Below are 22,871 nucleotides of genomic sequence, written 5' to 3'. Positions count from 1 at the left end.
CGACACAGCGACGGGGCGCAATCGGCGGCGGGCATGCTATATCCCGCTCATGCTGCGCCGCGCCGCCTTCCTCCTCGGGCTTCTGCTCACCACCCCGGCCTTGGCGGTGGAAAGCCAGGCCGTCCGGTCGCCACGGGCCACCGCCACGCTGGTGACGGATGTGGCCTCCGTGGTGCCGGGGCAGGATTTCCAGGCCGGGCTGCGGCTGCGCCTCGCCCCCGGCTGGCACAGCTATTGGCGCAATGCCGGCGATGCCGGCGCCGCGCCGGAGATCGCCTGGACCTTGCCGGAGGGCGCCAGCGCCGGCCCCTTCGCCTGGCCGGCGCCGGAACGCATCCCCTACGGGCCGCTGGTGAATTTCGGCTACAAGGACGAGGTGCTGCTGCCCCTCCGGGTCTCGGTGCCCGCCGGGCTGACGCCGGGCCAGGCCTTCACCCTGTCGGCCGAGGCGAGCTGGCTGGTCTGCGCCGATGTCTGCATTCCGGAGGAAGGCGGCTTCCGCCTGACCCTGCCAGTGGCGGACAGCGCGACCCCCTCCCCCCTCACCAGCCCGATCTTCGAGGCAGCGGCGGCTCGACTGCCGCGCCCGCTGCCCTGGTCGGCCGAAGCTGGTGTCAGCGCCGCCGCCGAGACGCCGGGCCGGGCCAGCCTGACGCTCGCCGCCACCGGCCTGACGGCGGAGATGGTGCGCGACGCCTTCTTCTTCCCCAACGAACCCGGCCTGATCGACAACACCGCCCCGCAGCCCGTGGCGCTGCGCAACGGGGCGCTGACGCTGGGCCTGACATTGCTGCCCGGCGTGGCGCCGGCGGCGCTGGAAGGGACGCTGCTGCTGCATGATGCCGGCGGCCAGACCGCGTCCTTCACCGTCGACGCCCCCGCGACCGGTCCCGCCGTGGCCGCAGGCGGAATCGGGCTGTGGCAGGCCATGCTGCTGGCGCTGGCCGGCGGGCTGGTGCTGAACCTGATGCCCTGCGTCTTCCCGGTGCTGGCGATGAAGGCCATGGCGCTGGCGCGGCTCGGCGGCGCGGCACGGGGCACCATTCGACTGCAATCCGCCGCCTATACCGCCGGGGTGCTGGTCAGCTTCGCCGCGATCGGCGGGCTGCTGGTGGCGCTCCGCGCCGCGGGCGTGGCCGCCGGCTGGGGCTTCCAGTTCACCGAACCGGCCTTCGTCGCCGCCATGGCCTGGCTGGTGCTGGCGGTGGGGCTCAACCTATCCGGTGTCTTCGCCTTTGGCGGGACGGTCGGCGCCGGGCAAGCGGTGGCCGGGCGCGGCGGGGCGCTCGGGGCCTTTGCCACCGGCGGGCTCGCAGTCCTGCTGGCCACCCCCTGCACCGCCCCCTTCATGGCCGCGGCGCTGGGTGCCGCGCTGGTGATGCCGCCGGCGGCGACCATGGCGGTGTTCCTGGCCCTCGGGCTGGGGCTGGCCGCGCCCTATGCGCTGCTGGGCCTGATGCCCGGCCTGGCCCGCGCCCTGCCCCGGCCCGGCGCCTGGATGGAAAGGCTGCGCCAGGCGCTCGCCTTCCCGATGTATGCCACCGCGGCCTGGCTGGTCTGGGTGCTGGCGTTGCAGGCTGGGCCGGATGGCGTGTTGTTCGGGCTGATCGGCGCCGTGGTGCTGGCCGCCGGCCTTTGGGGGCTGGGCCTGGCGCAGCGGGCCGGCACGGGCAAGTTGCGGATGGCCGGTGTGACGGCGGCGGGCGTCGCCCTGCTGGTGGCGCTGGCCCTTCTGCCGCGGCTTTCCGCCGCCCCGGCCGTGGCCGCCGCCGCCGATGCCACCGCCGAGCCCTGGTCGGCCGCACGGGTGGCGGAGCTGCGCGCGGCGGGCCGCCCGGTCTTCGTCAACGCCACCGCCGCCTGGTGCATCACCTGCCAGGTCAATGACCGCGTGGCGCTGCGCAGCGCGGCGGTGCGGGACGCCTTCGCGGCCCGGAACGTCGCCTATCTCAAGGCGGATTGGACGCGCGGCGATCCCGCGATCGGCGCTCTGCTGCGCGAACAGGGGCGGGAGGGTGTGCCGATGTACCTCTACTGGGCCCCGGGCGCCGCGGCGCCCGCGGTGCTGCCGCAGATCCTGACCGAGGGTCTGGTGCTGGAGGCGCTCGGCGGCGTGTAGGTTTTCCGGGCATCAAGCCTTGCTTCAGGATTGACCCCGCAGGATGCGGCGATGTGGCGCATCCTGCCTTTACTGATCCTGGCCTTGCACGCCCCGCCCGCGCGGGCGGAGGCGACGCCCCCGGCCTGCACCGCGGCGCGGGAGGGTGTGACGGCCTGCATCGCCGGCAAGCTATGCGCCTGCCGCTTCACGCAGGGCGGCAGCATGACCGGGCGGCCGGACCGCTTCACCTGGGATTGCGGCATCCTCCGCCCAGCGTGCGGCAGCGGCCTGGTGCCACCCTCCGCCGCGCCCCAGCAGGTGCCCATGCCGAACCTGCTGCTGCGGCCGGGCTGGGGGGCGGGCGAGGGCCGGCCGCGCTGAGTCCAGGCGTTCAAGCCTTGCGGCCTCGCAGTGCGACCCGGACAATGCGCAAAAACAAATAGCTGGAGCCGCTTCGCCGTCTTGGCTTGCGGCCCGCAAAAGTCAGCGGCGGCCGCGCGTGGGGGCGGCCGGCGGGGCGGTGTCCGGCGGCAGGTCTTCTTCCAGCACCGTCAGCGTGATGGCGTAGGACAGCTCACCTTCCTCATCATCGCGATGCACGGTGCCGATGACCTCATCCTGCACCGAGACCTCCACCGAAAGCCCGGGGCGAGCCGGCGCCAGAAGGGTGATGCGGTCCGTTCCCAGCAGGCGGCGCAGATAGGCCTGCACGCGGGCGATCTCGGCTGGCTTCATCCGTGTTGCTCTCCGGTCCGATTAAAGGGCGCCCCCTATGCACCCGCGGGCCGCCCAGGTCGAGGCTTGGCGAGGCCATGGGTCGCCGGAGCCGCCATTTCCTCGGCGCAAACGCCCGATGCGGCGGCCCTGTCCCGATCAGCGACACGGCCACGGCCTCAGCCCCCGGGCGCACCCTGGGTGTTCACGTACAGGCTGTAGAGCGAATGCGCCGCCGCCATGAACAGCCGGTTACGGTGCCGCCCGCCGAAGCAGACATTGGCGCAGCGTTCCGGCAGGTCGATGAAGCCGATGGCGGTGCCGGCGGCGTTGAACACCTTCACCCCATCCATACCCGGCCCGCCCATGCCCCAGCCGCACCAGAGGTTCCCCTCCACATCCACCCGGAACCCGTCCGGTGTCTCGCCGGGGGCGCATTTCACGAAGACGCGGCGGTTGCTCAGCCGGGTGCCGTCGCAGTCATAGGCCAGGATGTTGCGCGGCTCTGACCGGCTCTCAATGATGTAGAGGATCTTTTCGTCCGGGCTGAAGGCCAGGCCGTTCGGGTGGTCAACATCGTCGGCGACCAGCGTGATCCCTCCGGTCGCGCCATCGACGCGATAGACGTTGGTATGCGGCAGTTCGGGGGTGTGCTTCTCGCCCTCATAAAAGCCACCGATGCCGAAGGGCGGGTCGGTGAACCAGATGCTGCCATCCGACTTCACCACCACGTCGTTCGGGCTGTTCAGCCGCTTGCCCTCGAACTGGTCGGCGATGACGGTGATGGCGCCGTCATATTCGTGGCGGATGACGCGCCTGCCGCCATGTTCGCAGGCCACGATGCGGCCCTGACGGTCGCGGGTATGGCCGTTGGCGTTGTTCGACGGCTTGCGGAAATGGGTGACCTGGCCGGTCTCCTCATCCCAGCGCAGCACGCGGTTGTTGGGGATGTCGGACCAGAGCAGGCAGCGCTGGTCACCGAGCCAGACGGGCCCCTCCCCCCATCGGCTGCCGGTCCAGAGCCGCTCCACCGAGCTCAGCCCTAGCCGCAGACTGTTGAAGGCCGGGTCCAGGCTGCGGATGGCGGGGTCCGGGTAGCGAAGGCTTTCCTGCCAGGTCATCGCGTCTTCCTCCTATGGGCCGGCGGTCTTGGCGCCGGGCGGGCTCCTCGTCATGCTGGCGCGATATGGACGGGAGGGGAACCATGACCGATCTGCCAGGACGCATCGCGGATGAGGCGGCGCTGGAGGAGGTGATGTCGCGCCCCGACCCGGCATTGCTGGCCGACCTCGCCCAGGTGCCTGGCGATATCCTGGTGCTCGGCGCCGCCGGCAAGATGGGGCCGACGCTGTGCCGTCTGGCCAAGCGGGCGGACCCGGGGCGGCGGGTGATCGCCGTGGCGCGCTGGTCGGAGGCCGGGCTGCGGGACCGCATGGAATCCTGGGGCATCGAATGCCTGACCGCGGACCTGATGGAAGACGCTGCCCTCGCCGCCCTGCCGGACGCCCCGAACGTCGTCTTCATGGCCGCCATGAAATTCGGCTCCACGGGGAATGAGGCGCTGACCTGGGCCATGAATGTCCAGCTTCCGGCGCGGGTGGCGGCGCGCTGGGCGGCGTCCCGCATCGTCTTCTTCTCCACCGGCAATGTGCTGCCGATGCTGCCGGTGAACGGGCCGATGCCGGATGAGGCGACGCCGCCGGCCCCCATCGGCGATTACGCGGCGAGCTGTCTCGGCCGGGAGCGCGCCTTCCAGCATGCCGCCGCCATGCGCGGCACGAAGTGCTTCGGCATCCGCCTGAACTACGCCATCGACCTGCGCTACGGCGTGCTGCACGACATCGCCACCAAGGTGCTGGCCGGCACGCCGGTGCCGCTGGCCATGGGCCAGGCCAATGTCATCTGGCAGGGCGATGCCAATGCCTGGACGCTGCGCGCGCTCAGCCGCGCCGATGCCACCTGCCCCATCCTGAACGTGACGGGGCCGGAGACCGTGTCCATCCGCTGGCTGGCGGAACAGCTTGGCGCGCGCATGGACCGCACGCCCGAATTCGCCGGCAGCGAGGCGCCCAACGCCCTGCTCTCCAACGCTGCCCGCGCCTTCGCCACCTTCGGCTATCCGCGCGTGCCGCTGTTGGTGCTGATCGACTGGGTGGCGGATTGGGTGGCGGGCGGCGGCCGCGCGCTGGGCAAGGCGACCAAGTTCGAGGTGCGGGATGGCCGCTTCTAACACCGCCATCCGGGCGGAGGACCAGCTCTCCCCCCGCGCCAAGGTAACGCGCCAGCGCATCCTGGACGCGGCGCTGGTGGAGTTCGCCGAGAAGGGCATGGCCGGCAGCCGGGTGGATGAGATCGCCGCCCGGGCCGGCGCCAACAAACGCATGCTCTACGCCTATTTCGGCAGCAAGGAGGAGCTTTGGCTGACGGTGCTGGAACGCGCCTATGCCGCCAAGCGGGAGGAGGAACGGGAGCTGTCGGTGGACAGCCTGCCGCCGCTGGAAGCCATGGCCCGGCTGGTGGCCTTCAACCTGCGCTACACCAGCCGCCACCCTGAATTCGTCGCCCTGCTGAACCAGGAAAACCTGCACCGCGCCGCCTATCTGCGCCGCTCAGAGCATGTGCCCGCGCTGTATTCCCCGATGTTGCAGGCACTGACGGCGGTGCTTGAGCGTGGCGCCGCCGCCGGGGTCTTCCGGCCCGGGGTGGATGCGATGCAGCTCTACATCTCCATCCTGGCGCTCGGGCATTTCTACGTCGCCAACCGGCACACCCTGTCCACCATCTTCGGCGCCGCGCTGGACACCGAGGCCGCGATCGCGGCGCGGGAGGCGCATATCGCCGAGGTGGTGCTGGGCTATTTGCGCCCCTGAGACGCACATCCCGACACAAAGGAGTGATGAATGGACCTCTCCAAGAATGACGAGTTGCAACGCTTCGCCGCCACCGGCGCCACGCTCGGCCTGCTGGTTGGCATGTTGAAGGTGAAAGGCGTGCTGCAGCCCGAGGAGGCAGAAGCCTTGTTCGCCATGGCGGAGGAGGTGATGGCCCAGGCGGGCCTGCCCGGCGGCACCAATGCCCTCGCGCCGATCCGCACGGCGATGGAGATGGTGGAGGGATCGGCGAAGCCCGCTTGACGGCAGGCTGCCCTCGCGACAAAGTAACCACCTGGTTACTGTCGACGGGGAGGACAACACGGTGGGTCTGCGCTGGCAGGATTGGCCCGAAAGCGTCCTCGCGCGGCTGCGCGCCGGCTGCGCCATTCCGGCCCAGCCCCTGGCGCTGACGGCGCGGCGGGAGCTGGACCCGCTGCGCCAGCGGGCGCTCGGCCGCTACTATTTGGCCGCCGGCGCCGGGGGCCTCGCGGTCGGTGTCCACACCACGCAATTCGCCATCCGCCAGGTCGGGTTGTTCGACCGGGTGCTGTCGCTGGCGGCGGAAGCGGCGAGCGAGCGCGACGAGGCGCCGATCCTGGTCGCCGGCGCCATCGGCCGCACGGAACAGGCGGTGCGGGAGGCGCGGATCGCCCGCGGCCTCGGCTACCACGCGGTGCTGCTCAGCCTCGCCGCCTGGAAGGGCGCGTCGGAGGATGAGATCATCGCCCATTGCGAGGCGGTGGCGGCCGAGATGCCCATCTTCGGCTTCTACCTGCAACCGGCCGTGGGCGGCCTGCCACTGCCGATGCGCTTCTGGAAGCGCTTTGCCGCGATCGAGAATGTGGTCGCCATCAAGATGGCACCCTTCAACCGCTACGCCACGCTCGACGTCCTGCGCGGCGTGCTCGAAGCCGGGGCGGCCGATCGGATTTCGCTCTACACCGGCAATGACGACCACATCGTGGCCGACCTGCTGACGCCTTTCGCCTTGGCCGGCGCGGAAAAACCGCTGCGCATACGTGGCGGGCTGCTGGGGCATTGGAGCGTCTGGACCAAGGCGGCGGTCGATCTGCATGCGCGGCTCTGCGGTGCGGATGCCACGCCCGAATTGCTCGCCCTGGATGCGCAGGTGACGGAGATGAACGCCGCCGTCTTCGACGTGGCGCATGACTTCCACGGCGTCATCGCCGGCTGCCACGAAATTCTTTTCCGAGCTGGCCTGCTGGAAGGCATCTGGTGCCTGGACCCGAATGAAGGCCTTTCCCCCGGCCAGTCTGAACTGCTGACCGTGGTGTCAGAGCGCTACCCGCATCTGACGGACGACGATTTCGTCCGCGCAAACCTCAACACCTGGCTCTCCTGAAGGATATTTGAAAAAATGGCGGAACGTCGCATCGGCCTCATCATGAACGGCGTCACCGGGCGCATGGGCATGAACCAGCATCTGATCCGCTCCATCGCGGCGATCCGCAAGGATGGTGGCGTGAAGCTGGCGAATGGCGACCGGGTGATGCCGGACCCGATCCTGGTCGGCCGCAATCGGGAGAAATTGGAGGCGCTGGCCAAGGCGCATGGCGTGTCGCGCGTCTCCACCGACCTCGACGCCTGCCTGGCCGACCCGAATGACACGCTGTTCTTTGATGCGGCGACCACGCAGATGCGCGCCGGCCTGCTGACCAAGGCGATCAATGCGGGCAAGGACATCTATTGCGAGAAGCCGACCTCCGACAATCTCGCGGAAGCCATGGCCGTCGCGAAGCTGGCGAAGGACAAGGGCATCAAGGCCGGCGTGGTGCAGGACAAGCTGTTCCTGCCGGGCCTGCGCAAGCTGAAGATGGCGATCGACAGCGGCTTCTTCGGCAAGATCCTCAGCGTGAAGGGCGAGTTCGGCTACTGGGTCTTCGAGGGTGACCTGCAGCCGACGCAGCGCCCCTCCTGGAACTACAAGAAGGCCGAAGGCGGCGGCATGATCCTCGATATGCTCTGCCACTGGCGCTACGTGCTCGACAATCTTTTCGGGAATGTCGAAAGCGTTTCCTGCCTTGGCGCGACGCATATCGACACGCGCTTCGATGAAGCCGGCAAACCCTACAAGGCCGACACCGATGATGCGGCCTATGCGACCTTCCAGCTGGAAGGCGGCGTCATCGCCCATATCAATTCCAGCTGGGTGACGCGCGTGCGGCGCGACGACCTGGTGACCTTCCAGGTGGATGGCACGCATGGCAGCGCCGTGGCCGGCTTGCAGAAGTGCTGGACGCAGTCGCGCGTGAACACACCGAAGCCGGTCTGGAGCCCCGACACCCCCCAGCCGATCAACTTCTTCGAAGGCTGGCAGGAAATCCCCGACACCGAGCCGATGCCGAACGGCTTCCGGGTGCAGTGGGAGCTGTTCTTCAAATACCTGGCCGGCGAAGTCGCGACCTATCCCTGGGATCTGCTGGCCGGTGCGAAGGGCGTGCAGCTCGCCGAGGCTGGCTTGCAGAGCTGGGCGGAGCGCCGCTGGGTCGACCTGCCGAAGCTGGAGGTCTGAGCCATGCCGAGCATCAAGCTTCCCGAGGGCGACTACACGCTGCAAGGTCCGCGCGATTTTGCCACGGCGACACCGCCATTTCCGCGCGTGGCGCTGGCGGCCGCGCATGTGGTGGCGGACACATTGGCCGAACAGGACCCCTGGCTCGACGCCAAGATCGACTGGGACCGCACCATCGCGTTTCGGAAACATCTGTGGTCGCTCGGCCTGGGCGTGGCGGAGGCGATGGACACCGCCCAGCGCGGCATGGGGCTCGACTGGACGGCGGCGCAGGAGCTGATCCGGCGCTCGCTGGACGCGATGCAGGACCATCCCGGCGCGGTGATGGCCAGCGGCGCCGGCACCGACCATCTCACCCCCGGCCCTGACGTGACCGTGGACGACGTGATCCGCGCCTATGAGGAGCAATGCGACGCCGTCGAGGCGATGGGCGGCCGCATCATCCTGATGGCGTCGCGCGCCCTGGCGAAGGCCGCGAAATCGCCAGCGGATTATGAGCGCGTCTATGACCGCATCCTGTCCCAGGTGAAGCAGCCAGTCGTCATCCACTGGCTGGGCGAGATGTTCGACCCGGCGCTGGAAGGCTACTGGGGCAATCACGACCATATGGCCGCAATGGAAACGGCGCTGAAGGTCATCCACGCCCATGCCGACAAGGTGGACGGCGTGAAGGTCTCCCTGCTCGATGACAAGAAGGAGATCTCCATGCGCCGGCGCCTGCCGAAAGGCGTGCGCATGTACACCGGTGATGACTTCAACTACGCCGAACTCATCGCCGGCGACGAGCATGGCTATTCCGACGCGCTGCTCGGCATCTTCGATCCCATCGCCCCGGCGGTGGGCGGCGCGCTGGCCAGCCTCGCCAAGAACGACCTTTCGACCTTCCACGACATCCTGGCGCCGACCGTCCCGCTGAGCCGCCATATCTTCAAGGCGCCGACGCGCTTCTACAAGACGGGCGTGGTCTTCATGGCCTGGCTGAACGGCCACCAGGACCACTTCGTCATGATCGGCGGCCAGCAATCCACCCGCAGCATCCGCCACTTCTCGGAGCTGTTCCGGCTGGCCGACAAGGCCGGGCTGCTGCGGGATCCGGATATGGCGGTGGCGCGCATGCGCAACCTGCTCGCACTGCACGGTGCTGCCTGATGCGGATGTCGCTCAACACCGTCACGGTGAAGGAGAAGTGGGGTCTTTCCCAATGCATCGAGGGCTGCGCCCGGCACGGCATTCCGGGCATCTCGCCATGGCGTGACGTGCTGCAGGCGATGGGCGTGCAGGCGGCCGCGAAGCAGATTCGCGATGCCGGCCTGACCGTAACCGGGTTGTGTCGCGGCGGCATGTTTCCGGCGGCCGACGCCGCCGGCCGCGCCGCCGCCATCGAGGACAATCTGCGCGCCATCGAGGAAGCCCACACGATCGGCGCGGCCTGTCTGGTGATGGTTTGTGGTGGCCTGCCACCCGGCTCCAAGGATCTGCCAGAGGCGCGCGCCATGGTGCGGGACGGGCTGGCCGCGATCATGCCGGCGGCACGCGCCGCGGGCGTGACCATCGCACTGGAACCGCTGCATCCGATGACCTGCGCGGACCGCTCCGTGCTGTCCACCCTCGGCCAGGCGCTCGACCTGTGTGACGCGTTCGGCGAGGGCATGGGCGTCGCGCTCGATGTCTATCATGTCTGGTGGGACCCGCAGCTCACCGCGCAGATCGCGCGCGCGGGCTCGCGCATCGCCGCCTTCCATGTCTGCGACTGGAAGGTGCCGACCCTCGACACGGTGTTCGACCGCGGCATCCCCGGCGAGGGCTGCATCGACATCCCCGCCATCCGCCGGATGGTCGAAGCGCAGGGCTATGGCAGCTTCGCCGAGGTCGAAATTCTGTCGAAGCATTGGTGGCAGCAGGACCCTGAACAGGTGCTGTCCCTGCTGAAGGAGCGCCACGCCGCCGCCGTCTGACTATCAAAAAACCGGGAGAGACAAGAATGACAGGTTTCCGCATCACGCGCCGCGCCCTGCTGGGCACGGCGCTCGCGACCCCCGCCCTCGCCCAGGGCTGGGCGCCGACGCGACCGCTGCGCTTCGTCGTGCCCTTCCCGCCCGGCGGCGCCACCGATGTGGTGGCGCGTGTCATTGCCGATCGCATGCAGGACAAGCTGGGCCAGCCTGTGACGGTGGAAAACCGCACCGGCGCGGGTGGCAATGTCGGCGTGGAGAATGTCGTGCGCAGCGCGGCGGATGGCTACACCATCCTCATGGGCACGACGGGCACGCTGACCATCAACCCGCATCTCTACACCAATATGGGCTTCAACCCGGCGACCGACCTGGCGCCGATCGGCATGGCCTTCTCCACCGACCATGTGCTGATCGTGAACCCCTCCGTCCCCGCCCAGAACCTGGCGGAATTCCTGGCGCTGCTGCGGGCGCGGCCGGGCGCGCTGTCCTACGGCTCCGGCGGCAACGGCTCCTCCACCCATCTGGTGCCGGAGTTGTTCAAGCTGGTGGCGCGGGTCGACATGCAGCATGTGCCCTATCGAGGCAGCGCGCCCGCGCTGAACGATACCGTTGCCGGCAATGTGCAGGTGATGCTGGACCAGCTGCCCAGCGCCCTGGCGCAGGTGCAGGGCGGGCGGGTGCGCGCGCTGGCCGTCACCGGCCCGCGGCGGTCGAGCCTGTTGCCGGACCTGCCGACCTTCGCCGAAGCCGGGCTTGCCGATGCGCAGGCCACCTCCTGGGGCGCCGTGATGGCCCCGGCCGGTCTGCCCGCCGCGACGACGGAACGGCTGAGCAGCGTGCTGCGGGAGATTCTGGCGGAGCCGGGTGTGCAGCAGCGCTTGGCTGCCGCCGGCGCCGATGCCGTCTCCTCCACCCCCGCCGAACTCGCCGCCACCATGCGCGACGAGACGGCGAAATGGGGCCGCGTGATCCGCGAGGCGCGGATCACCGTGAACTGATCCTGACAGGCCGGGACCCGAAAGGGTCCCGGTCGCTCAGTCCTTCACTTCCTCCAGCCGCACCGCTAGGTCGCCGGTCTGGGCCGCGCCCTCCCGCTTGCGGCGCTTCAGCACGATCGGGACGATCACCACGACCAGCGCCAGCAGCAGGATCACCCAAAAGGGATAGACCGGCTGGTTGCTGTTGGGCGTCCAGATCGGGATCATGATGAGCAGCGCGAGGCTGATCCCCGCCGTGATGTAATAGCCGAGCATGACCGTCAGCCCCCCAGATGCTTGGCGAAGAAGGCGAGCGTGCGGGCCTGCGCCACATCGGCATCGGCCGGCTTGTAGGACCCACGCTCCTCGCAGCCAAAGCCGTGGCCTGCGCCCTTATAGACGAAGATCTCGACGCCCGGCTGGGCTTCCCGGATCAGCTCCACATCGCTCATCGGGATGGAGGCATCGACCTCCCCGAAATGCAGCTGCACGGGGCAGCCGGGCACCTCGGTGCGGGTGCCGGCGATGCCGCCGCCATACCAGCCGCAGGCGGCCTTGAAGCTGGTGCTGCGCGTCGCGCCCCACCAGGCGATGGTGCCGCCCCAGCAATAGCCGACGATGCCCTTGGTGCCGGGCAGCGCGGCGGCGGCGGCCTCGATGTCCAGCATCGTGCCCTTCTCATCCACCTTGGCGCGCAGGTCGCGGCCACGGGCCACATCCTCCGCCGCATAGCCCAGCTCCACCCCGCGCTCCACGCGGTCGAACAGGGCCGGGCAGATCACGGCGTAGCCTTCGGCGGCCAGGGCGTCGCAGACATGGCGCATATGGCGGTTCACGCCGAAGATTTCCTGCACCACGACCAGGGCGCGTTTCGCATCGGCCGGGCCGGCGCGGTAGGCGTTCAGGCGGTGGCCGTCGGCGGCGGTCAGCTCGATCTGCATGGCATTTCCCGTCAGAAGGTTTTCGGGCCTTGGCGGGGGGCAGGATCGCATCCGCGGCCGGTTGGATGCTAGTCTCCCCGCATGGGCGACCTCGTCAACCTCAACCATGCGCGCAAGGCGCGGGCCAAGCAGCAGGCCCAGGCGGAAGCCGCCGCCAATCGGGTGAAGCATGGGCGCGGCAAGGCCGAAAAGCTGGCCGACCGGCAGGCGGAGGCGCGGCGGCAGGCGCTGCTGGATGGCGCGAAGCGGGACCCCGGCCCCCTGGACGGGAACGACCAAAGCGGCTGATCTGCCGGGCATGGACAACCCCGATTTCGACCCCGCCCAGCATGGCTGGACCCTTCGCACCCCCTCCGGCCTTCCCGCCGTGGTCGATCCGCTCTGGGTGAAGGGGGACGAATACGGCTTCCAGGCCCGGGCGGACCACGCCAATGGGCGCGGCGTCATTCATGGCGGCATCCTGGCCACCTTCATGGATCACAGCCTGGGGTTGATGGTGCGGAAGGCGATCGGCGGGGGCATGAACCTGGCCACCATTCAGCTCGACCTGCATTACCTGGCCGCTGCCATGCCGGGGCAGTTCCTGGTGGGGTCGGGGGAGATCACACGGCAGACCCGCAGCGTGGTCTTCGTCCGCGGCCTGTTGAAGGCGGGCGATACCAGCGTGGTGGCCGCCACCGGCGTCTGGAAGATTCTGGCCGCGCGGTGACGCGGGACGCGCCTCTGGTCTAGAAGGCAGCAGCGACAGACGGAGACGATGGATGAAAATCACCTGGTTCGGGCATTCGGCCTATCGCCTGGAATTCGGCAATTCGGTCGTGATGATCGACCCCTTTTTGACCGGCAACCCGGTGTTCCAGGGCGATGCCGTGGCGGCAAGCGCCGGCGCCACCCATGTGCTGCTGACCCATGGCCATAGCGACCATGTCGGCGACACGCTGGCGATCCATCAGCGGACGGGCGCCAAGGTGGTGGCGAATTTCGAGATCTGCATGTGGCTGGCCCGCCAGGGGCTGAAGGCCATGGACCCGATGAACACCGGTGGCACCACCCAGCAGGACGATTTCGCCGTCACCCTGACCATCGCCTTCCACTCCTCCTCCGTCATGGACGAGAACGGCATCACCCAGGACCTCGGCCTGCCGGGCGGCCTGGTGATCACGCCGAAGGCCAAGGGCGAGCCGGTGATCTACCACATGGGCGACACCGAGGTTTTTGGCGACATGGCGCTGATCGGGGAACTGCACAGCCCGACCGTGGCGATGGTGCCGGTGGGCGATCGTTTCACCATGGACGGCAAGCGCGGCGCCCTGGCCGTGAAGCGCTTCCTGCCCAGCGTGACCACCGCCATCCCGTGCCATTTCGGGACCTTCCCCATGATCGCGCCCGATGCCTCTCTGTTCGAGCGGGAGATGGCGGGGGCCAAGGCGAAGGTGCTGGTGCCGGAAAAGGGCGTGGCCTTCACCCTCTAGGGAGCACCCCCATCACCTCCTCCGCCAAGGCGAGGGAGGCGGTGAGGCCAGGGCTTTCGATGCCGAACAGGTTCACCAGCCCCGGCACCCCATGGGTCGCCGGGCCCTGGATGACGAAATCCTGGCCCGGCGCGCCCTTCGGCACCGTCTTGGGGCGGATGCCGGAATAGCCGGGGGCCAGCACGCCATCCGGCAGTTCGGGCCACCAGCGGCGGATGGAATCATAGAACAGCTCCCCACGCCGGGGATCGACATTGTAGTCGATGCGGTCGATCCATTCGACATCCGGCCCGAACCGCGCCTGGCCGCCGAGGTCGATGGTCAGATGCGTGCCGAGGCCGCCCGGCACCGGCACCGGATAGATCAGTCGGCTGAACGGGGATTTCGCGGTCAGGCTGAAATAATTGCCCTTGGCGTAGAAGGCGCCGGGGATGTGCTCGGGCGGCATGCCCTCGATCTTGCGGGCCAGGGCAGGCGCATGCAGCCCGGCGGAGTTCACCAGCAGGTTGCAGGACAGCGCCATCGGCTCCGCCCCGCCCACCTCCAGCTCCACCGCATCGCCCACCAGCCGGCCGCGCAGTACGGGGGCGTGAAAGGCGAACATCGCCCCCGCATCCTCGGCATCGCCCTGAAGCGCCAGCATATAGGCGTGGCTGTCGATGATGCCGGTGGAGGGGGAAACCAGCGCGGCGGTGCAGGACAGCGAGGCCTCCATGGACCGCGCCTCCGCGCCCGAGATGAAGCGCAGGTCGTCCACCCCATTGGCGGCGGCGCGCTGGCGGATGCCCTCCAACTGCTCGGCCTCCGCATCGCTGGTGGCGACGATCAGCTTGCCGCAATTGCGGTAGGGCACGCCGTGGCTGTCGCAATAGTCGTAGAGCTTCCACTTCCCGGCGACGCAGGTTTTGGCCATCAGGCTGCCGGCCTTGTAGTAGATGCCGGCGTGGATCACCTCCGAATTGCGGGAGGAGGTCTCGGTGCCGATGCCCTCCGCGGCATCCAGCACCAGTACCTCCCGCCCCGCCTGGGCCAGCGCCCGGGCCACGGCGAGGCCGACAACCCCGGCCCCCACCACCACGCAATCCACCTGGTCCATGCTGTTCCCCCGGCCCGTTGCCACATGGGTATGGCAAAACGGCGCAGGCGGGGAGGGGGGTGGGCGTGGCGCCGGTGGCGCGGAAGTCGGTTTCAGCCGATCTCCAGCGCGTCGATCAGCCCGTCCCGGCCGAGGCCGAAGCGGAAGGTCAGCACCGCCGGGCTGCCGGGAAAGGTGCCGGAGAGCCGGGCGCGGACGAGGCTGCGCCCCGCCTCCTCGCGGCAGTCCAGCGGTTCGGCCTGCACGGCGTAGCGGGCACTGGTCGATTCGATCCAGGCGCGAATGGCGGGCAGGCCGGTGATGTCCTGGCCCTCGTCCCGCACCGTGGCGTCAGGGCTGAAGCAGGCCAGCAACGCCGCCGTGTCGTGGCGGTTCTTGGCGGCGAAATAGGTGGCGAGCGTGGGGGGCAGGCTGGGGGTCATGTCGCGGTCCGATCCGGTGGTTGGCAGGCCGCGGAGATGGGCGATAGGCTGCCGCATGACCATGACGGACCGAAAGGTCAGCTACTCACCCACAGGTAAGCTGGCGGATGTGACCCCCGAAATGGCCGCCGCCGGGGTGGACGCCGCGCTACGCCTGCTGGACGGCCGCTGGAAGATGGAGATCCTGTTCCAGCTGTTCGGTGGCGGCGTGCTGCGCTTTTCGGAGCTGGAGCGGGCGATCCCCGCCGTGTCGCAGAAGATGCTGGCGCAGCAGTTGCGGGAGTTGGAGCGCGACGGGATCGTCACCCGCACCCTGCATGCGCAGGTGCCGCCGCGGGTGGAGTATGGGCTGACAGCCTGGGGCGAGGCGTTGTGCCCCGTGCTGGACGCCCTGCTGGACTGGGCGGCCCGACGGCCCGCCCAGCCCGCGCCTGACTAGCCCTTCAGCCGCTTCCAGGCCGAGACCTGCAAGGCGGAGGCGTGCACATGCACCACCGCCGGCACCCGGCGCGGCGCCAGCGCGGCATCCAGAACGGGGCCGATGTCATCTTCCGTGCGGATGACAAAACCCTCCGCCCCGAAGGCGCGGCCCCAGGCGGCGAAGTCCGGGTTCACCAGATCCGCCGCATCGGCATAGTTGCGGCCGGGATAGCGGTTGGCGTGGTGCATGCCGATCGAGCCATAGGTGCGGTTGTCGGAGATCAGCAGCACCGGCGCGGCGCCGTGGCGCATGGCGGTGGCGATCTCATTGCCCGTCATCAACGCGCCACCATCGCCGGTGACCGCGATGACCTGCCGCCCCGGATGCCGGATGCTGGCCGCCACCGCCATCGGCATCCCTGCCCCCATGCCGCCAACGGCGGACCCGAGAAACATCTGGCCCGGCCGGAACGGAATGTGGCGGTGCACGAAGCTGGTGAAATTGCCGGCATCGGTGGTGAGCACCGCATCCGCCGTCATCCGCGCCGCCACGGCGATGCAGACGGCGGAGAAATTCACGCCATCCGGTGCCGGATCGTGGCGCGGTGCGGTCAGGTCGCGGTGCAACCCGTGCAGTCGCGCGATCCAGGCGGCGCGGCCGGGGGGCGTCGCGGGCGGTTTGCGGGCGAGCAACGCCTCCACCAGCAGCGCGGGGTCGCAGGCCATGGGCAGGTCGGCGCGGAAAACGCGGTTGAGCTCGGAGGGATCGGGCCAGACATGCACAAGCGGGATCTGCGGGTCGGGCGCCGTGGGCCAGGTGTAGGACTGGCTGACCACATCGGTCATCCGCTCCCCCAGCGCCACCAGCAGATCGGCCTCGCGCAGCGCGGCCATCAGCGGCGGCTGCACGCGGTTGCCGATATAGCCGGCATAGTTGGGGTGGTGGCTGTCGAACAGGTGGGGGCGGCGATGCGTCGGCGCGACGGGCAGCGACCATTCCTCCGCCAGGCGCTTCAGCGCGGCCAGCGCCTCCGGCGGGCCATCCATGGCGCCGCCGACCAGCACCACCGGGCGCTGCGCGGCGGCCAGACGCCTGGTCAGCTCCTCCACCTGGGCAGGCGCCGGACCAGGGGTGGCGCGGATGCGAGGCTTGGCCAGCGGGATTTCGGTGGCGTCGTCGTCCAGCACATCCTCCGGCAGCACCACGGCCACCGGGCCGGGCGTGCCGGATTCGGCGAGGTGGAAGGCGCGCGCGATCGCCTCGCTGGCCTGCATCGCCATATCCACCGGAATGACGGCCTTCACCGTATCCGCCAGATATTTTGCATAATCCTGTTCCTGCAAGGCACCCCGGCCGCGGTCGCGGCGTTCCACCTGGCCGATCAGCAGCACCATCGGGATGGCGTCGTGAAAGGCTGTGTGCAGGCCGATCATGGCGTTGGAGACGCCGGGGCCACGCGAGACCATGCAGACGCCAGCGCGCCCGGCGCGCATGCGCCCATCGGCCGCGGCCATGTAGGACGCGCCGCCTTCGTGCCGGCAGACCACCAGCTTCAGCGCCGGCACATCCACCAGTGCATCCGTCAGGCCCAGAAAGCTCTCGCCCGGCACGCAGAACAGCAGATCCACACCATGCGCGGCGAGGCTTTCGGCGACCAGCCTTCCAACACTGCGCGTCATTCGGCGGCCACCTTCGCCGCATTGCTGCGCCAGACCGGCGTCAGCCAATGCCGGTATTTTTCAAGTTTTCCGCGGACCGCGTCGTTGTAGAGCTGTTGCAGCTTCCGTGTGGTCGGGCCCGGCGTGCCGTCACCGATGTCGTAATGGTCGATCGAGACCATCGGCAGCACCTCGGCGCCGCTGCCACAGAAGAAAGCCTCGTCGGCGACATAGAGTTCGGAGCGGTCGACATCGCGCTCCACCACCTCCATGCCCAACTCCTCCCGCGCCAATTCCATCAGCGTCTCGCGCGTGATGGATTCCAGGATGTCGGCGGTGACGGGCGGGGTAATGAGCTTGCCATGTCGCACAATCATCACGCAGGCGCCGGGGCCTTCCGCCACCTTGCCGGCGGCGTTCAGCATCACCGGCGGACCCATGCCGTTCATCCGCGCCTCGATATAGGCGAGGCGGGAGTTGTGGTAGTTCGCGCCCGACTTGATGCGGGATGGGGAGGACAGATCGCTGTTGCGCCGCCAGGTGCTGATGGCGCTTTTCACGCCGGTCTCCTGCACCTTCTTCGACGGCATGGAGAAGGCCAGGATGAAGAAGCCGGTGCGGATTTCGCTGGGCAGGTAATGCGTCAGCTCGCCTTCCGCGAAATAGACCACCGGGCGGTAGTGGATCGTCTCCCGGTAGTTGCAGGCGCGGATGAGTTCGAGGCTCGCCGCCTCGATCTCCGCATCGGAATACGGAATCGTCATACGCATGATGCGCACGCCTTGCCGCAGCCTTGCGATGTGGTCGGCGTGGCGGAAGGTGAAAAGCTCCTGCTGCTCCTCGTTCCAATAGGCGCGGATGCCCTCAAACACATTCTCGCCGCGCAGCACGCATTCGGTGGAGATGTGCATGGTGGCATTGGCCCAGGGCACCAGCTTGCCGTCGAGCCAGGCGTAATCCGCCGCTTTGCTCATGGGGTTGTGTCCTCCGGATAGGTGATATCGATCAGCAGATTGCCGTGGATGTCGCGCGTGATCTGCGCGTCGGGGCCGATAACGACGGTGGATTCGCGTTCCTCCACCACCGCCGGGCCGGCGATGCGCTCGCCCACGGGCAGACGATAGCGGTCATAGACGGCGCAGGGGGCGAGGCCCGTCTCCGCGAACCAGACGTTGCGATGGCCCTTCAACGCGGCGCCTTCGCCCGATGGCGGGGTGAAACCCTCCGGCACCGCGGGGCGGCTGGCCGTGGCGTGCAGGCGCCAGGAGAGCACCTCCATCGCCACGCCCGTGATACGGCGGTCGAACAGCCCGAAGTAGGTGTCGCGGAAGGCGGCTTCCACCGCGGCCGCATCCGCCGCCTCCGGGATCGGCACGCTGATGTCGAAACCCTGGCCGGCATAGCGCATGTCGGCGCTGCGGCGGAACTGCACGTCGCCCGGCGCGGCGCCGGCATCCAGCAGCATCGCGCGCGCCTCGGCTTCCATCTCCGCGAATTTCCCGGCCACGCCATCCCAGTCCACGGCGGTCAGCCGCTGCACGCCGGAGCGCACCAGATCGATCGCCGGCGCGGCGACGAGGAAGCCCAGCGCCGAGGCAACGCCCGCGCCCTGCGGCACGATGACTCGCGACAGCTTCAGCAGTTTCGCCAATCCATAGGCATGCACCGGCCCGGCGCCGCCAAAGGCGAGCATGGCGTAGCGGCGCGGATCGCGGCCCTTCTCTGCCACATACATGCGCGTGGCGGCGGCCATGTTCTCATTGACGATGCTGTGGATGCCCGCCGCAACTTCCAGCGCCGTCATGCCGAGCTTCTGGCCCAGATGATCCTGCATCGCGCGTTCCACCGCCGCGCGGTCCAGCGCCATCTCGCCGCCGAGGAAATACTCTGGCGAGAGATAGCCCAGCAGCAGGTCCGCATCCGTCACGGTGGGCTGCGTGCCGCCCCGATTGTAGCAGATCGGACCGGGCACGGAGCCCGCGCTCTCCGGCCCCACATTCAGCAGTCCCATCGCATTCACATGGGCGATGGACCCACCACCCGCGCCGATCTCGATCAGGTCGATCACCGGCACCTTCAGCGGCAGGCCCGAGCCCTTTCGAAAACGCCGCACCCGCGCCGCCTCGAAGGTCGAGGCATGCTCCGCCTCCCCCTTCTCGATCAGGCACATTTTTGCAGTGGTGCCGCCCATGTCGAAGGAGATCATGTCGGCGACGCCGGCGATGCGGCCGTAATGCATCGCGGCGGTGGCGCCGGCGGCCGGCCCGCTTTCGATCAACTGCACGGGGTTGGCACGCGCATAGCCCACCGAGGCGATTCCGCCCGCCGACAGCATCAGATGCAGCGGTCCGCCGAGCCCGCGCCGCCGCAGCTCCGCCTCCAGGCTCGCCAGGTAGCGATCCATCAGCGGCAGCACATAGGCGTTCACGCAGGCGGTATTCGCACGCTCATATTCGCGAATCTCCGGCGCCACCTCGGAGGAGAGCGTGACGGGCACGCCCGGCAATTCCTCCGCCAGGATGGCACCGACGCGCCGTTCATGCGCGGGGTCGAGGTAGCTGTGCAGCAGGCACACCGCCACCGCTTCTACCGCATCCGCGCGCAGGGCACGCGCGGCATCCCGCACCTCCGATTCCACCAGCGCCACCAATTCGCGCCCCCGCGCATCGTGGCGCTGCGTCACCGCATGGCGGCGCGGCCGCGGCACCAGCGGCTCCGGCTTGTCGAGGAACAGGTCATACAGGTCGTAGCGCATCTCCCGCCCCATCTCGAGGCTGTCGCGGAAGCCGCGCGTGGTGATCAGGCCGATGCGCGCGCCCTTGCGCTCGATGACGGTGTTGGTCACCAGCGTCGTGCCATGCACCACCTGCCGCACATCGCCGATGGCTGCCCCCGCTTCCGACAGGATGCGGGAGATGCCTTCCAGGATGGCGCGACCCGGATCATCCGGCGTGGTCAGCCGCTTGCCGGTCAGCACGCGGCCGGTGGCGTCATCCACCAGCACGAAATCGGTAAAGGTGCCGCCGACATCGACTCCAATGCGCAGCGGGCGAGAAACATCCGTCATTCAGGCTTTATCCCCGCCGTCGTCACAACCTCGCGCCAGCGCGCCGTCTCGCTCACCAGCATGCTGCGAAACGCGTCCGGGCCCATCTGCAGGCGTTCCAGCCCCAGGGCCGGCAGCCGCGCCTGCACCGCCTCCGTCGCCATCGACTTGTCGATCGCCTCCCGCAGCCGGGCCACGATGGGCGCGGGGATGCCGGCCGGGCCGAGCACGCCCCACCAGAAGCCGGCCACCAGATCGACGCCCTGTTCGCGCAGCGTCGGCACGTCCGGCATCGCCGGCAGGCGCTGTTCCGCCGCCACGCCAATCACCCGCATCTGCCCGGAAGCGACCAGCGGTGCCGCCGTGGCCATGGCCTGGATCATCGCCTGTACCGTGCCGTTCAGCACATCCGGCAGCGCCGCGCCGGTGCCGCGATAGGGCACATGCGTCACCTTCACGCCGCTGCGCATCTGCAACAGCTCGATCATCAGATGCGTGCTGGTCGCCGTGCCGCCGGAGGCCACGTTCACCGCCTCCGGCCGTGCTTTTGCCGCCTCCAGCAGATCGCGTGTCGTGCGGAAGGGCGAGGCGCTGGACACCACCAGCAGCGCGGGCGCCACGCCGAGCGTCGCAATGGCGGAAAAGTCGCGCCCCGTGTCGAAGGCCACCGCCTGGCCAGTCGCCGCCTGCACCGCCGGGATGGTCGCCAACGGCGTGTCGCCCAGCAGCAGCGTCAACCCATCCGGCGGGCTGCGCATCACGGCTTCCGCGCCGATCTGGCTGCCGGCGCCGGCGCGGTTTTCCACCACCACCGGCTGACCCAGCTCAGCGCCCAGCGGCGTCGCCAGCAGCCGGCCCAGCGTGTCGGACCCACCGCCCGGCGCGAAGGGCACGATCATGCGCAAGGGCCGGGTCGGCCAGGGGGCCTGGGCGCGGGCCGCGAATGGGACAGCCGCCATCGCCGCCGCCAAAGCGCGGCGGGTGATCTTATGGGTCATTGTTTCCTCCGGTAGTCGCGTTGCGCCCCCTCGGGCGTGACGTAACCATCCGCGATGTCCCGCTGCAGCGCCATCGGGTCCCGCGCCGCCGGGTCGCCATAGCCGCCGCCACCGCCCAGATGCATGGTCAGCCGATCCCCCGGCGCCAGCATGCTGCGCGACTTCGGATGCGGCTTGCGGCCATCCTGCAGCTGCACCAGGGCCGGCGCGCCCGCACCGCCGCCATCCAGTCCGGTCGCGGGATGCTTCATGCGGTCGGAGATCAGGGAAAGCCGCACCGGCTGGTCGGTCATCACCTCCAGCTCAATCTCCTGGCCCAGCCCACCGCGGAACTGGCCCGGCCCGCCGCTGTCCGGCAGCAGGTCCTTGCGCCACACCAGGATGGGAGCGGAGGCCTCGAAGGCCTCGATGGAGCCGGAGCCGCTATTGGTCGGGAAGGCAGTGGTGTTCAGCCCGTCGCGACCCTGGGTCGCACCCATGCCGCCGCTGCCGAACAGCACCTGACTGAAGCGCTCGCCCCGCGCATCCAGCCCGGTCGTGACGGGACGTGGCGCTGGGGAGGCGCTGTCCGCCACCACCAGCTGCGGTGCGATCTGCGCCAGGCATTTGTACAGCGCCCCGGACAGGAAAAGCCCGGTCAGGTGCCGCGCATTCACCGCGGCGGGCCAGCGCGGGTTCAGGATGCTGCCTTCCGGCGCCGTCACGCCGATGGCGCGGTAGCTGCCCTCGTTGCGCGGCGTCATCGGGTCCAGCGCGCATTTCAGCGGATAGACGGTATAGGCGTAGGTGTAGTTCATCACGCTGTTCAGCCCGCGCGCGATCTGCGGGGAAGTGCCGGCGTAATCCACGCTGAGGCTGTCGCCGGCGATGGTCACCGCGCATTGGATGCGCGTCTCGGCCTCCTCATAGCCATCCGCGTAGACCGTGCCGTGCCAGGTGCCGTCCGGCAGCGCGGCGATCGCCTGGCGCATCGCCGCATCGGCGCGGGATTGCAGGGTGGCGGACAGGGCCGTGAGATCGGCGAGGCCGGTATCCCCCAAAAATTCCACCACCCGCCGGGCGCAGACGGTGATGGCGGTGATCTGCGCCTGGATGTCGCCCATCACCTGGTCCGGCACGCGCACATTGCCGCGGATGAAGCGCACCACCTCCCGGTTCTCCTGGCCCTGGACCAGGAATTTCGTGGGCGGAATCCGCAGCCCTTCCTCGAAGACCTCGGTGCAATCGGCCGACCATAGCGTGCCGCCGATATCCGGCATGTGGGAGGTGGCGCCGGCAAAGGCCACAAGCCTGCCTTGGTGGAACACCGGCATGGCCGTGGTGATGTCCAGCAGATGCCCGGTCCCCATCCAGGGATCATTGGTCATCAGCACATCGCCCGGCCGCAGCTCCTCCAGCGGATATTCCGCCAGCATGTGCTTCAGCGTGCGCGGCAGCAGGCCCACAAAACTCGGAATGCCGATGGAGTTCTCCGCCAGGCTGTTGCCCTCCGCATCCATCAGCACCGTGGCAAAATCGTTGGATTCGCGGACGATGGTGGAGAAGGAGGTGCGCAGCAGCGCCGCCGCCGCCTCATCGGCGATCGAGATCAGCCGGCTCCACAGGATCTGCAGCGTGACGGGATCGAAGCGGGCGGACATGGGGGTGGACGACTCCCGGACGGT

At 69.2% G+C, this 22,871-nt stretch carries 25 protein-coding genes; 14 read left to right on the top strand and 11 right to left on the bottom strand.

Features of this window, described 5'->3' with window-relative positions; translation table 11 throughout:
• The first annotated feature begins 49 nt into the window (after positions 1-49).
• On the top strand, positions 50-2,119 hold the full coding sequence (locus ACVFYP_RS25750) for a protein-disulfide reductase DsbD family protein (RefSeq protein ID WP_499203041.1): 2,070 nt from the start codon (positions 50-52) through the stop codon (positions 2,117-2,119).
• A 51-nt stretch (positions 2,120-2,170) separates the two neighbouring features.
• Positions 2,171-2,482, top strand: a complete 312-nt coding sequence (locus ACVFYP_RS25745) for a hypothetical protein (RefSeq protein WP_499203040.1) — start codon at positions 2,171-2,173, stop codon at positions 2,480-2,482.
• Positions 2,483-2,584: 102 nt separating this feature from the next.
• Here the strand turns inward: ACVFYP_RS25745 and ACVFYP_RS25740 are convergent, their stop codons facing one another.
• Both ACVFYP_RS25740 and ACVFYP_RS25735 read right to left on the bottom strand, forming a co-directional pair.
• A complete protein-coding gene (locus ACVFYP_RS25740; protein ID WP_499203039.1) occupies positions 2,585-2,836 on the bottom strand; it encodes a DUF3126 family protein in 252 nt (83 codons plus the stop codon).
• A 158-nt stretch (positions 2,837-2,994) separates the two neighbouring features.
• A complete protein-coding gene (locus ACVFYP_RS25735; RefSeq protein ID WP_499203038.1) occupies positions 2,995-3,936 on the bottom strand; it encodes an SMP-30/gluconolactonase/LRE family protein in 942 nt (313 codons plus the stop codon).
• Positions 3,937-4,019: 83 nt separating this feature from the next.
• Here ACVFYP_RS25735 and ACVFYP_RS25730 point away from each other — a divergent pair, with 83 nt between their 5' ends.
• The 8 genes from ACVFYP_RS25730 (at position 4,020) to ACVFYP_RS25695 (ending at position 11,174) form a co-directional block, all read left to right on the top strand.
• On the top strand, positions 4,020-5,045 hold the full coding sequence (locus ACVFYP_RS25730; protein ID WP_499203037.1) for an NAD-dependent epimerase/dehydratase family protein: 1,026 nt from the start codon (positions 4,020-4,022) through the stop codon (positions 5,043-5,045).
• Positions 5,032-5,685, top strand: coding sequence for a TetR family transcriptional regulator (locus tag ACVFYP_RS25725; RefSeq protein ID WP_499203036.1), 654 nt, complete (start codon positions 5,032-5,034; stop codon positions 5,683-5,685). Before ACVFYP_RS25730 ends, ACVFYP_RS25725 begins: the two co-directional genes overlap by 14 nt.
• A 30-nt stretch (positions 5,686-5,715) precedes the next feature.
• Positions 5,716-5,949, top strand: a complete 234-nt coding sequence (locus tag ACVFYP_RS25720; protein WP_499203035.1) for a hypothetical protein — start codon at positions 5,716-5,718, stop codon at positions 5,947-5,949.
• A gap of 61 nt (positions 5,950-6,010) precedes the next feature.
• Positions 6,011-7,051 (top strand): dihydrodipicolinate synthase family protein, encoded by a 1,041-nt coding sequence (locus tag ACVFYP_RS25715; RefSeq protein ID WP_499203034.1) that lies wholly within the window; start codon positions 6,011-6,013, stop codon positions 7,049-7,051.
• Positions 7,052-7,066: 15 nt separating this feature from the next.
• On the top strand, positions 7,067-8,221 hold the full coding sequence (locus tag ACVFYP_RS25710) for a Gfo/Idh/MocA family protein (protein ID WP_499203033.1): 1,155 nt from the start codon (positions 7,067-7,069) through the stop codon (positions 8,219-8,221).
• Between the two features lie 3 nt (positions 8,222-8,224).
• A complete protein-coding gene (locus ACVFYP_RS25705; RefSeq protein WP_499203032.1) occupies positions 8,225-9,370 on the top strand; it encodes a dihydrodipicolinate synthase family protein in 1,146 nt (381 codons plus the stop codon).
• Entirely contained in the window at positions 9,370-10,176 is an 807-nt protein-coding gene (locus ACVFYP_RS25700; protein WP_499203031.1) for a sugar phosphate isomerase/epimerase family protein, read from the top strand. Before ACVFYP_RS25705 ends, ACVFYP_RS25700 begins: the two co-directional genes overlap by 1 nt.
• A gap of 26 nt (positions 10,177-10,202) precedes the next feature.
• The gene (locus tag ACVFYP_RS25695; protein WP_499203030.1) at positions 10,203-11,174 is read left to right on the top strand and encodes a Bug family tripartite tricarboxylate transporter substrate binding protein; all 972 of its coding nucleotides are present in this window, start codon (positions 10,203-10,205) and stop codon (positions 11,172-11,174) included.
• Positions 11,175-11,210: 36 nt separating this feature from the next.
• Here ACVFYP_RS25695 and ACVFYP_RS25690 read toward each other — a convergent pair whose 3' ends face one another.
• On the bottom strand, positions 11,211-11,429 hold the full coding sequence (locus ACVFYP_RS25690) for a hypothetical protein (RefSeq protein ID WP_499203029.1): 219 nt from the start codon (positions 11,427-11,429) through the stop codon (positions 11,211-11,213).
• 5 nt (positions 11,430-11,434) lie between these two features.
• A complete protein-coding gene (locus ACVFYP_RS25685; protein WP_499203028.1) occupies positions 11,435-12,094 on the bottom strand; it encodes a dienelactone hydrolase family protein in 660 nt (219 codons plus the stop codon).
• An 81-nt stretch (positions 12,095-12,175) separates the two neighbouring features.
• Between ACVFYP_RS25685 and ACVFYP_RS25680 the strand changes: the two genes are divergently transcribed.
• From ACVFYP_RS25680 to ACVFYP_RS25670, 3 genes are read left to right on the top strand one after another with little or no spacing between them, the layout of a single operon-like run.
• Positions 12,176-12,382: a DUF4169 family protein gene (locus tag ACVFYP_RS25680; RefSeq protein WP_499203027.1), complete on the top strand. Its 207-nt coding sequence runs from the start codon at positions 12,176-12,178 to the stop codon at positions 12,380-12,382.
• A 10-nt stretch (positions 12,383-12,392) separates the two neighbouring features.
• Positions 12,393-12,803: a PaaI family thioesterase gene (locus ACVFYP_RS25675; protein WP_499203026.1), complete on the top strand. Its 411-nt coding sequence runs from the start codon at positions 12,393-12,395 to the stop codon at positions 12,801-12,803.
• Positions 12,804-12,855: 52 nt separating this feature from the next.
• Entirely contained in the window at positions 12,856-13,566 is a 711-nt protein-coding gene (locus tag ACVFYP_RS25670; protein ID WP_499203025.1) for a metal-dependent hydrolase, read from the top strand.
• Here the strand turns inward: ACVFYP_RS25670 and ACVFYP_RS25665 are convergent.
• Positions 13,556-14,662, bottom strand: coding sequence for an NAD(P)/FAD-dependent oxidoreductase (locus ACVFYP_RS25665; RefSeq protein ID WP_499203024.1), 1,107 nt, complete (start codon positions 14,660-14,662; stop codon positions 13,556-13,558). The genes ACVFYP_RS25670 and ACVFYP_RS25665 overlap by 11 nt on opposite strands.
• Before the next feature lie 92 nt (positions 14,663-14,754).
• Positions 14,755-15,084 carry a nuclear transport factor 2 family protein gene (locus ACVFYP_RS25660; RefSeq protein WP_499203023.1) on the bottom strand — a complete coding sequence of 110 codons (330 nt, stop codon included), beginning with the start codon at positions 15,082-15,084 and terminating at the stop codon, positions 14,755-14,757.
• 121 nt (positions 15,085-15,205) lie between these two features.
• Here ACVFYP_RS25660 and ACVFYP_RS25655 point away from each other — a divergent pair, with 121 nt between their 5' ends.
• Positions 15,206-15,523 (top strand): winged helix-turn-helix transcriptional regulator, encoded by a 318-nt coding sequence (locus ACVFYP_RS25655; RefSeq protein WP_499203237.1) that lies wholly within the window; start codon positions 15,206-15,208, stop codon positions 15,521-15,523.
• Here the strand turns inward: ACVFYP_RS25655 and ACVFYP_RS25650 are convergent.
• From ACVFYP_RS25650 to ACVFYP_RS25630, 5 genes are read right to left on the bottom strand one after another with little or no spacing between them, the layout of a single operon-like run.
• A complete protein-coding gene (locus ACVFYP_RS25650; protein WP_499203022.1) occupies positions 15,520-17,184 on the bottom strand; it encodes a thiamine pyrophosphate-binding protein in 1,665 nt (554 codons plus the stop codon). The two genes, ACVFYP_RS25655 and ACVFYP_RS25650, sit on opposite strands and share 4 nt — an antisense overlap.
• Positions 17,181-18,137 (bottom strand): branched-chain amino acid transaminase, encoded by a 957-nt coding sequence (locus ACVFYP_RS25645; protein ID WP_499203021.1) that lies wholly within the window; start codon positions 18,135-18,137, stop codon positions 17,181-17,183. The genes ACVFYP_RS25650 and ACVFYP_RS25645 overlap by 4 nt, the downstream gene beginning before the upstream one ends.
• Positions 18,134-20,230, bottom strand: a complete 2,097-nt coding sequence (locus ACVFYP_RS25640; protein WP_499203020.1) for a hydantoinase/oxoprolinase family protein — start codon at positions 20,228-20,230, stop codon at positions 18,134-18,136. Before ACVFYP_RS25640 ends, ACVFYP_RS25645 begins: the two co-directional genes overlap by 4 nt.
• Complete coding sequence (locus tag ACVFYP_RS25635) at positions 20,227-21,207, bottom strand: Bug family tripartite tricarboxylate transporter substrate binding protein (protein WP_499203019.1); 981 nt, start codon at positions 21,205-21,207, stop codon at positions 20,227-20,229. Before ACVFYP_RS25635 ends, ACVFYP_RS25640 begins: the two co-directional genes overlap by 4 nt.
• Positions 21,204-22,847, bottom strand: a complete 1,644-nt coding sequence (locus ACVFYP_RS25630; protein WP_499203018.1) for a hydantoinase B/oxoprolinase family protein — start codon at positions 22,845-22,847, stop codon at positions 21,204-21,206. The genes ACVFYP_RS25635 and ACVFYP_RS25630 overlap by 4 nt, the downstream gene beginning before the upstream one ends.
• Positions 22,848-22,871: the final 24 nt, after the last annotated feature.

The sequence above is a fragment of the Roseomonas sp. F4 genome (assembly GCF_053891155.1).
Note: the sequence above shows the minus strand (reverse complement) of the source record. Positions and strands in the feature narration are given on the sequence as shown.

What these genes read in the sequence shown, in the direction of transcription:
- ACVFYP_RS25750 (WP_499203041.1), top strand. Translation starts at nt 50, where the DNA reads ATGCTGCGCCGCGCCGCCTTCCTCCTCGGGCTTCTGCTCACCACCCCG.
- ACVFYP_RS25745 (WP_499203040.1), top strand. Translation starts at nt 2,171, where the DNA reads ATGTGGCGCATCCTGCCTTTACTGATCCTGGCCTTGCACGCCCCGCCC.
- ACVFYP_RS25740 (WP_499203039.1), bottom strand. Translation starts at nt 2,836, where the DNA reads ATGAAGCCAGCCGAGATCGCCCGCGTGCAGGCCTATCTGCGCCGCCTG.
- ACVFYP_RS25735 (WP_499203038.1), bottom strand. Translation starts at nt 3,936, where the DNA reads ATGACCTGGCAGGAAAGCCTTCGCTACCCGGACCCCGCCATCCGCAGC.
- ACVFYP_RS25730 (WP_499203037.1), top strand. Translation starts at nt 4,020, where the DNA reads ATGACCGATCTGCCAGGACGCATCGCGGATGAGGCGGCGCTGGAGGAG.
- ACVFYP_RS25725 (WP_499203036.1), top strand. Translation starts at nt 5,032, where the DNA reads ATGGCCGCTTCTAACACCGCCATCCGGGCGGAGGACCAGCTCTCCCCC.
- ACVFYP_RS25720 (WP_499203035.1), top strand. Translation starts at nt 5,716, where the DNA reads ATGGACCTCTCCAAGAATGACGAGTTGCAACGCTTCGCCGCCACCGGC.
- ACVFYP_RS25710 (WP_499203033.1), top strand. Translation starts at nt 7,067, where the DNA reads ATGGCGGAACGTCGCATCGGCCTCATCATGAACGGCGTCACCGGGCGC.
- ACVFYP_RS25705 (WP_499203032.1), top strand. Translation starts at nt 8,225, where the DNA reads ATGCCGAGCATCAAGCTTCCCGAGGGCGACTACACGCTGCAAGGTCCG.
- ACVFYP_RS25700 (WP_499203031.1), top strand. Translation starts at nt 9,370, where the DNA reads ATGCGGATGTCGCTCAACACCGTCACGGTGAAGGAGAAGTGGGGTCTT.
- ACVFYP_RS25695 (WP_499203030.1), top strand. Translation starts at nt 10,203, where the DNA reads ATGACAGGTTTCCGCATCACGCGCCGCGCCCTGCTGGGCACGGCGCTC.
- ACVFYP_RS25690 (WP_499203029.1), bottom strand. Translation starts at nt 11,429, where the DNA reads ATGCTCGGCTATTACATCACGGCGGGGATCAGCCTCGCGCTGCTCATC.
- ACVFYP_RS25685 (WP_499203028.1), bottom strand. Translation starts at nt 12,094, where the DNA reads ATGCAGATCGAGCTGACCGCCGCCGACGGCCACCGCCTGAACGCCTAC.
- ACVFYP_RS25680 (WP_499203027.1), top strand. Translation starts at nt 12,176, where the DNA reads ATGGGCGACCTCGTCAACCTCAACCATGCGCGCAAGGCGCGGGCCAAG.
- ACVFYP_RS25675 (WP_499203026.1), top strand. Translation starts at nt 12,393, where the DNA reads ATGGACAACCCCGATTTCGACCCCGCCCAGCATGGCTGGACCCTTCGC.
- ACVFYP_RS25670 (WP_499203025.1), top strand. Translation starts at nt 12,856, where the DNA reads ATGAAAATCACCTGGTTCGGGCATTCGGCCTATCGCCTGGAATTCGGC.
- ACVFYP_RS25665 (WP_499203024.1), bottom strand. Translation starts at nt 14,662, where the DNA reads ATGGACCAGGTGGATTGCGTGGTGGTGGGGGCCGGGGTTGTCGGCCTC.
- ACVFYP_RS25660 (WP_499203023.1), bottom strand. Translation starts at nt 15,084, where the DNA reads ATGACCCCCAGCCTGCCCCCCACGCTCGCCACCTATTTCGCCGCCAAG.
- ACVFYP_RS25655 (WP_499203237.1), top strand. Translation starts at nt 15,206, where the DNA reads ATGGCCGCCGCCGGGGTGGACGCCGCGCTACGCCTGCTGGACGGCCGC.
- ACVFYP_RS25650 (WP_499203022.1), bottom strand. Translation starts at nt 17,184, where the DNA reads ATGACGCGCAGTGTTGGAAGGCTGGTCGCCGAAAGCCTCGCCGCGCAT.
- ACVFYP_RS25645 (WP_499203021.1), bottom strand. Translation starts at nt 18,137, where the DNA reads ATGAGCAAAGCGGCGGATTACGCCTGGCTCGACGGCAAGCTGGTGCCC.
- ACVFYP_RS25640 (WP_499203020.1), bottom strand. Translation starts at nt 20,230, where the DNA reads ATGACGGATGTTTCTCGCCCGCTGCGCATTGGAGTCGATGTCGGCGGC.
- ACVFYP_RS25635 (WP_499203019.1), bottom strand. Translation starts at nt 21,207, where the DNA reads ATGACCCATAAGATCACCCGCCGCGCTTTGGCGGCGGCGATGGCGGCT.
- ACVFYP_RS25630 (WP_499203018.1), bottom strand. Translation starts at nt 22,847, where the DNA reads ATGTCCGCCCGCTTCGATCCCGTCACGCTGCAGATCCTGTGGAGCCGG.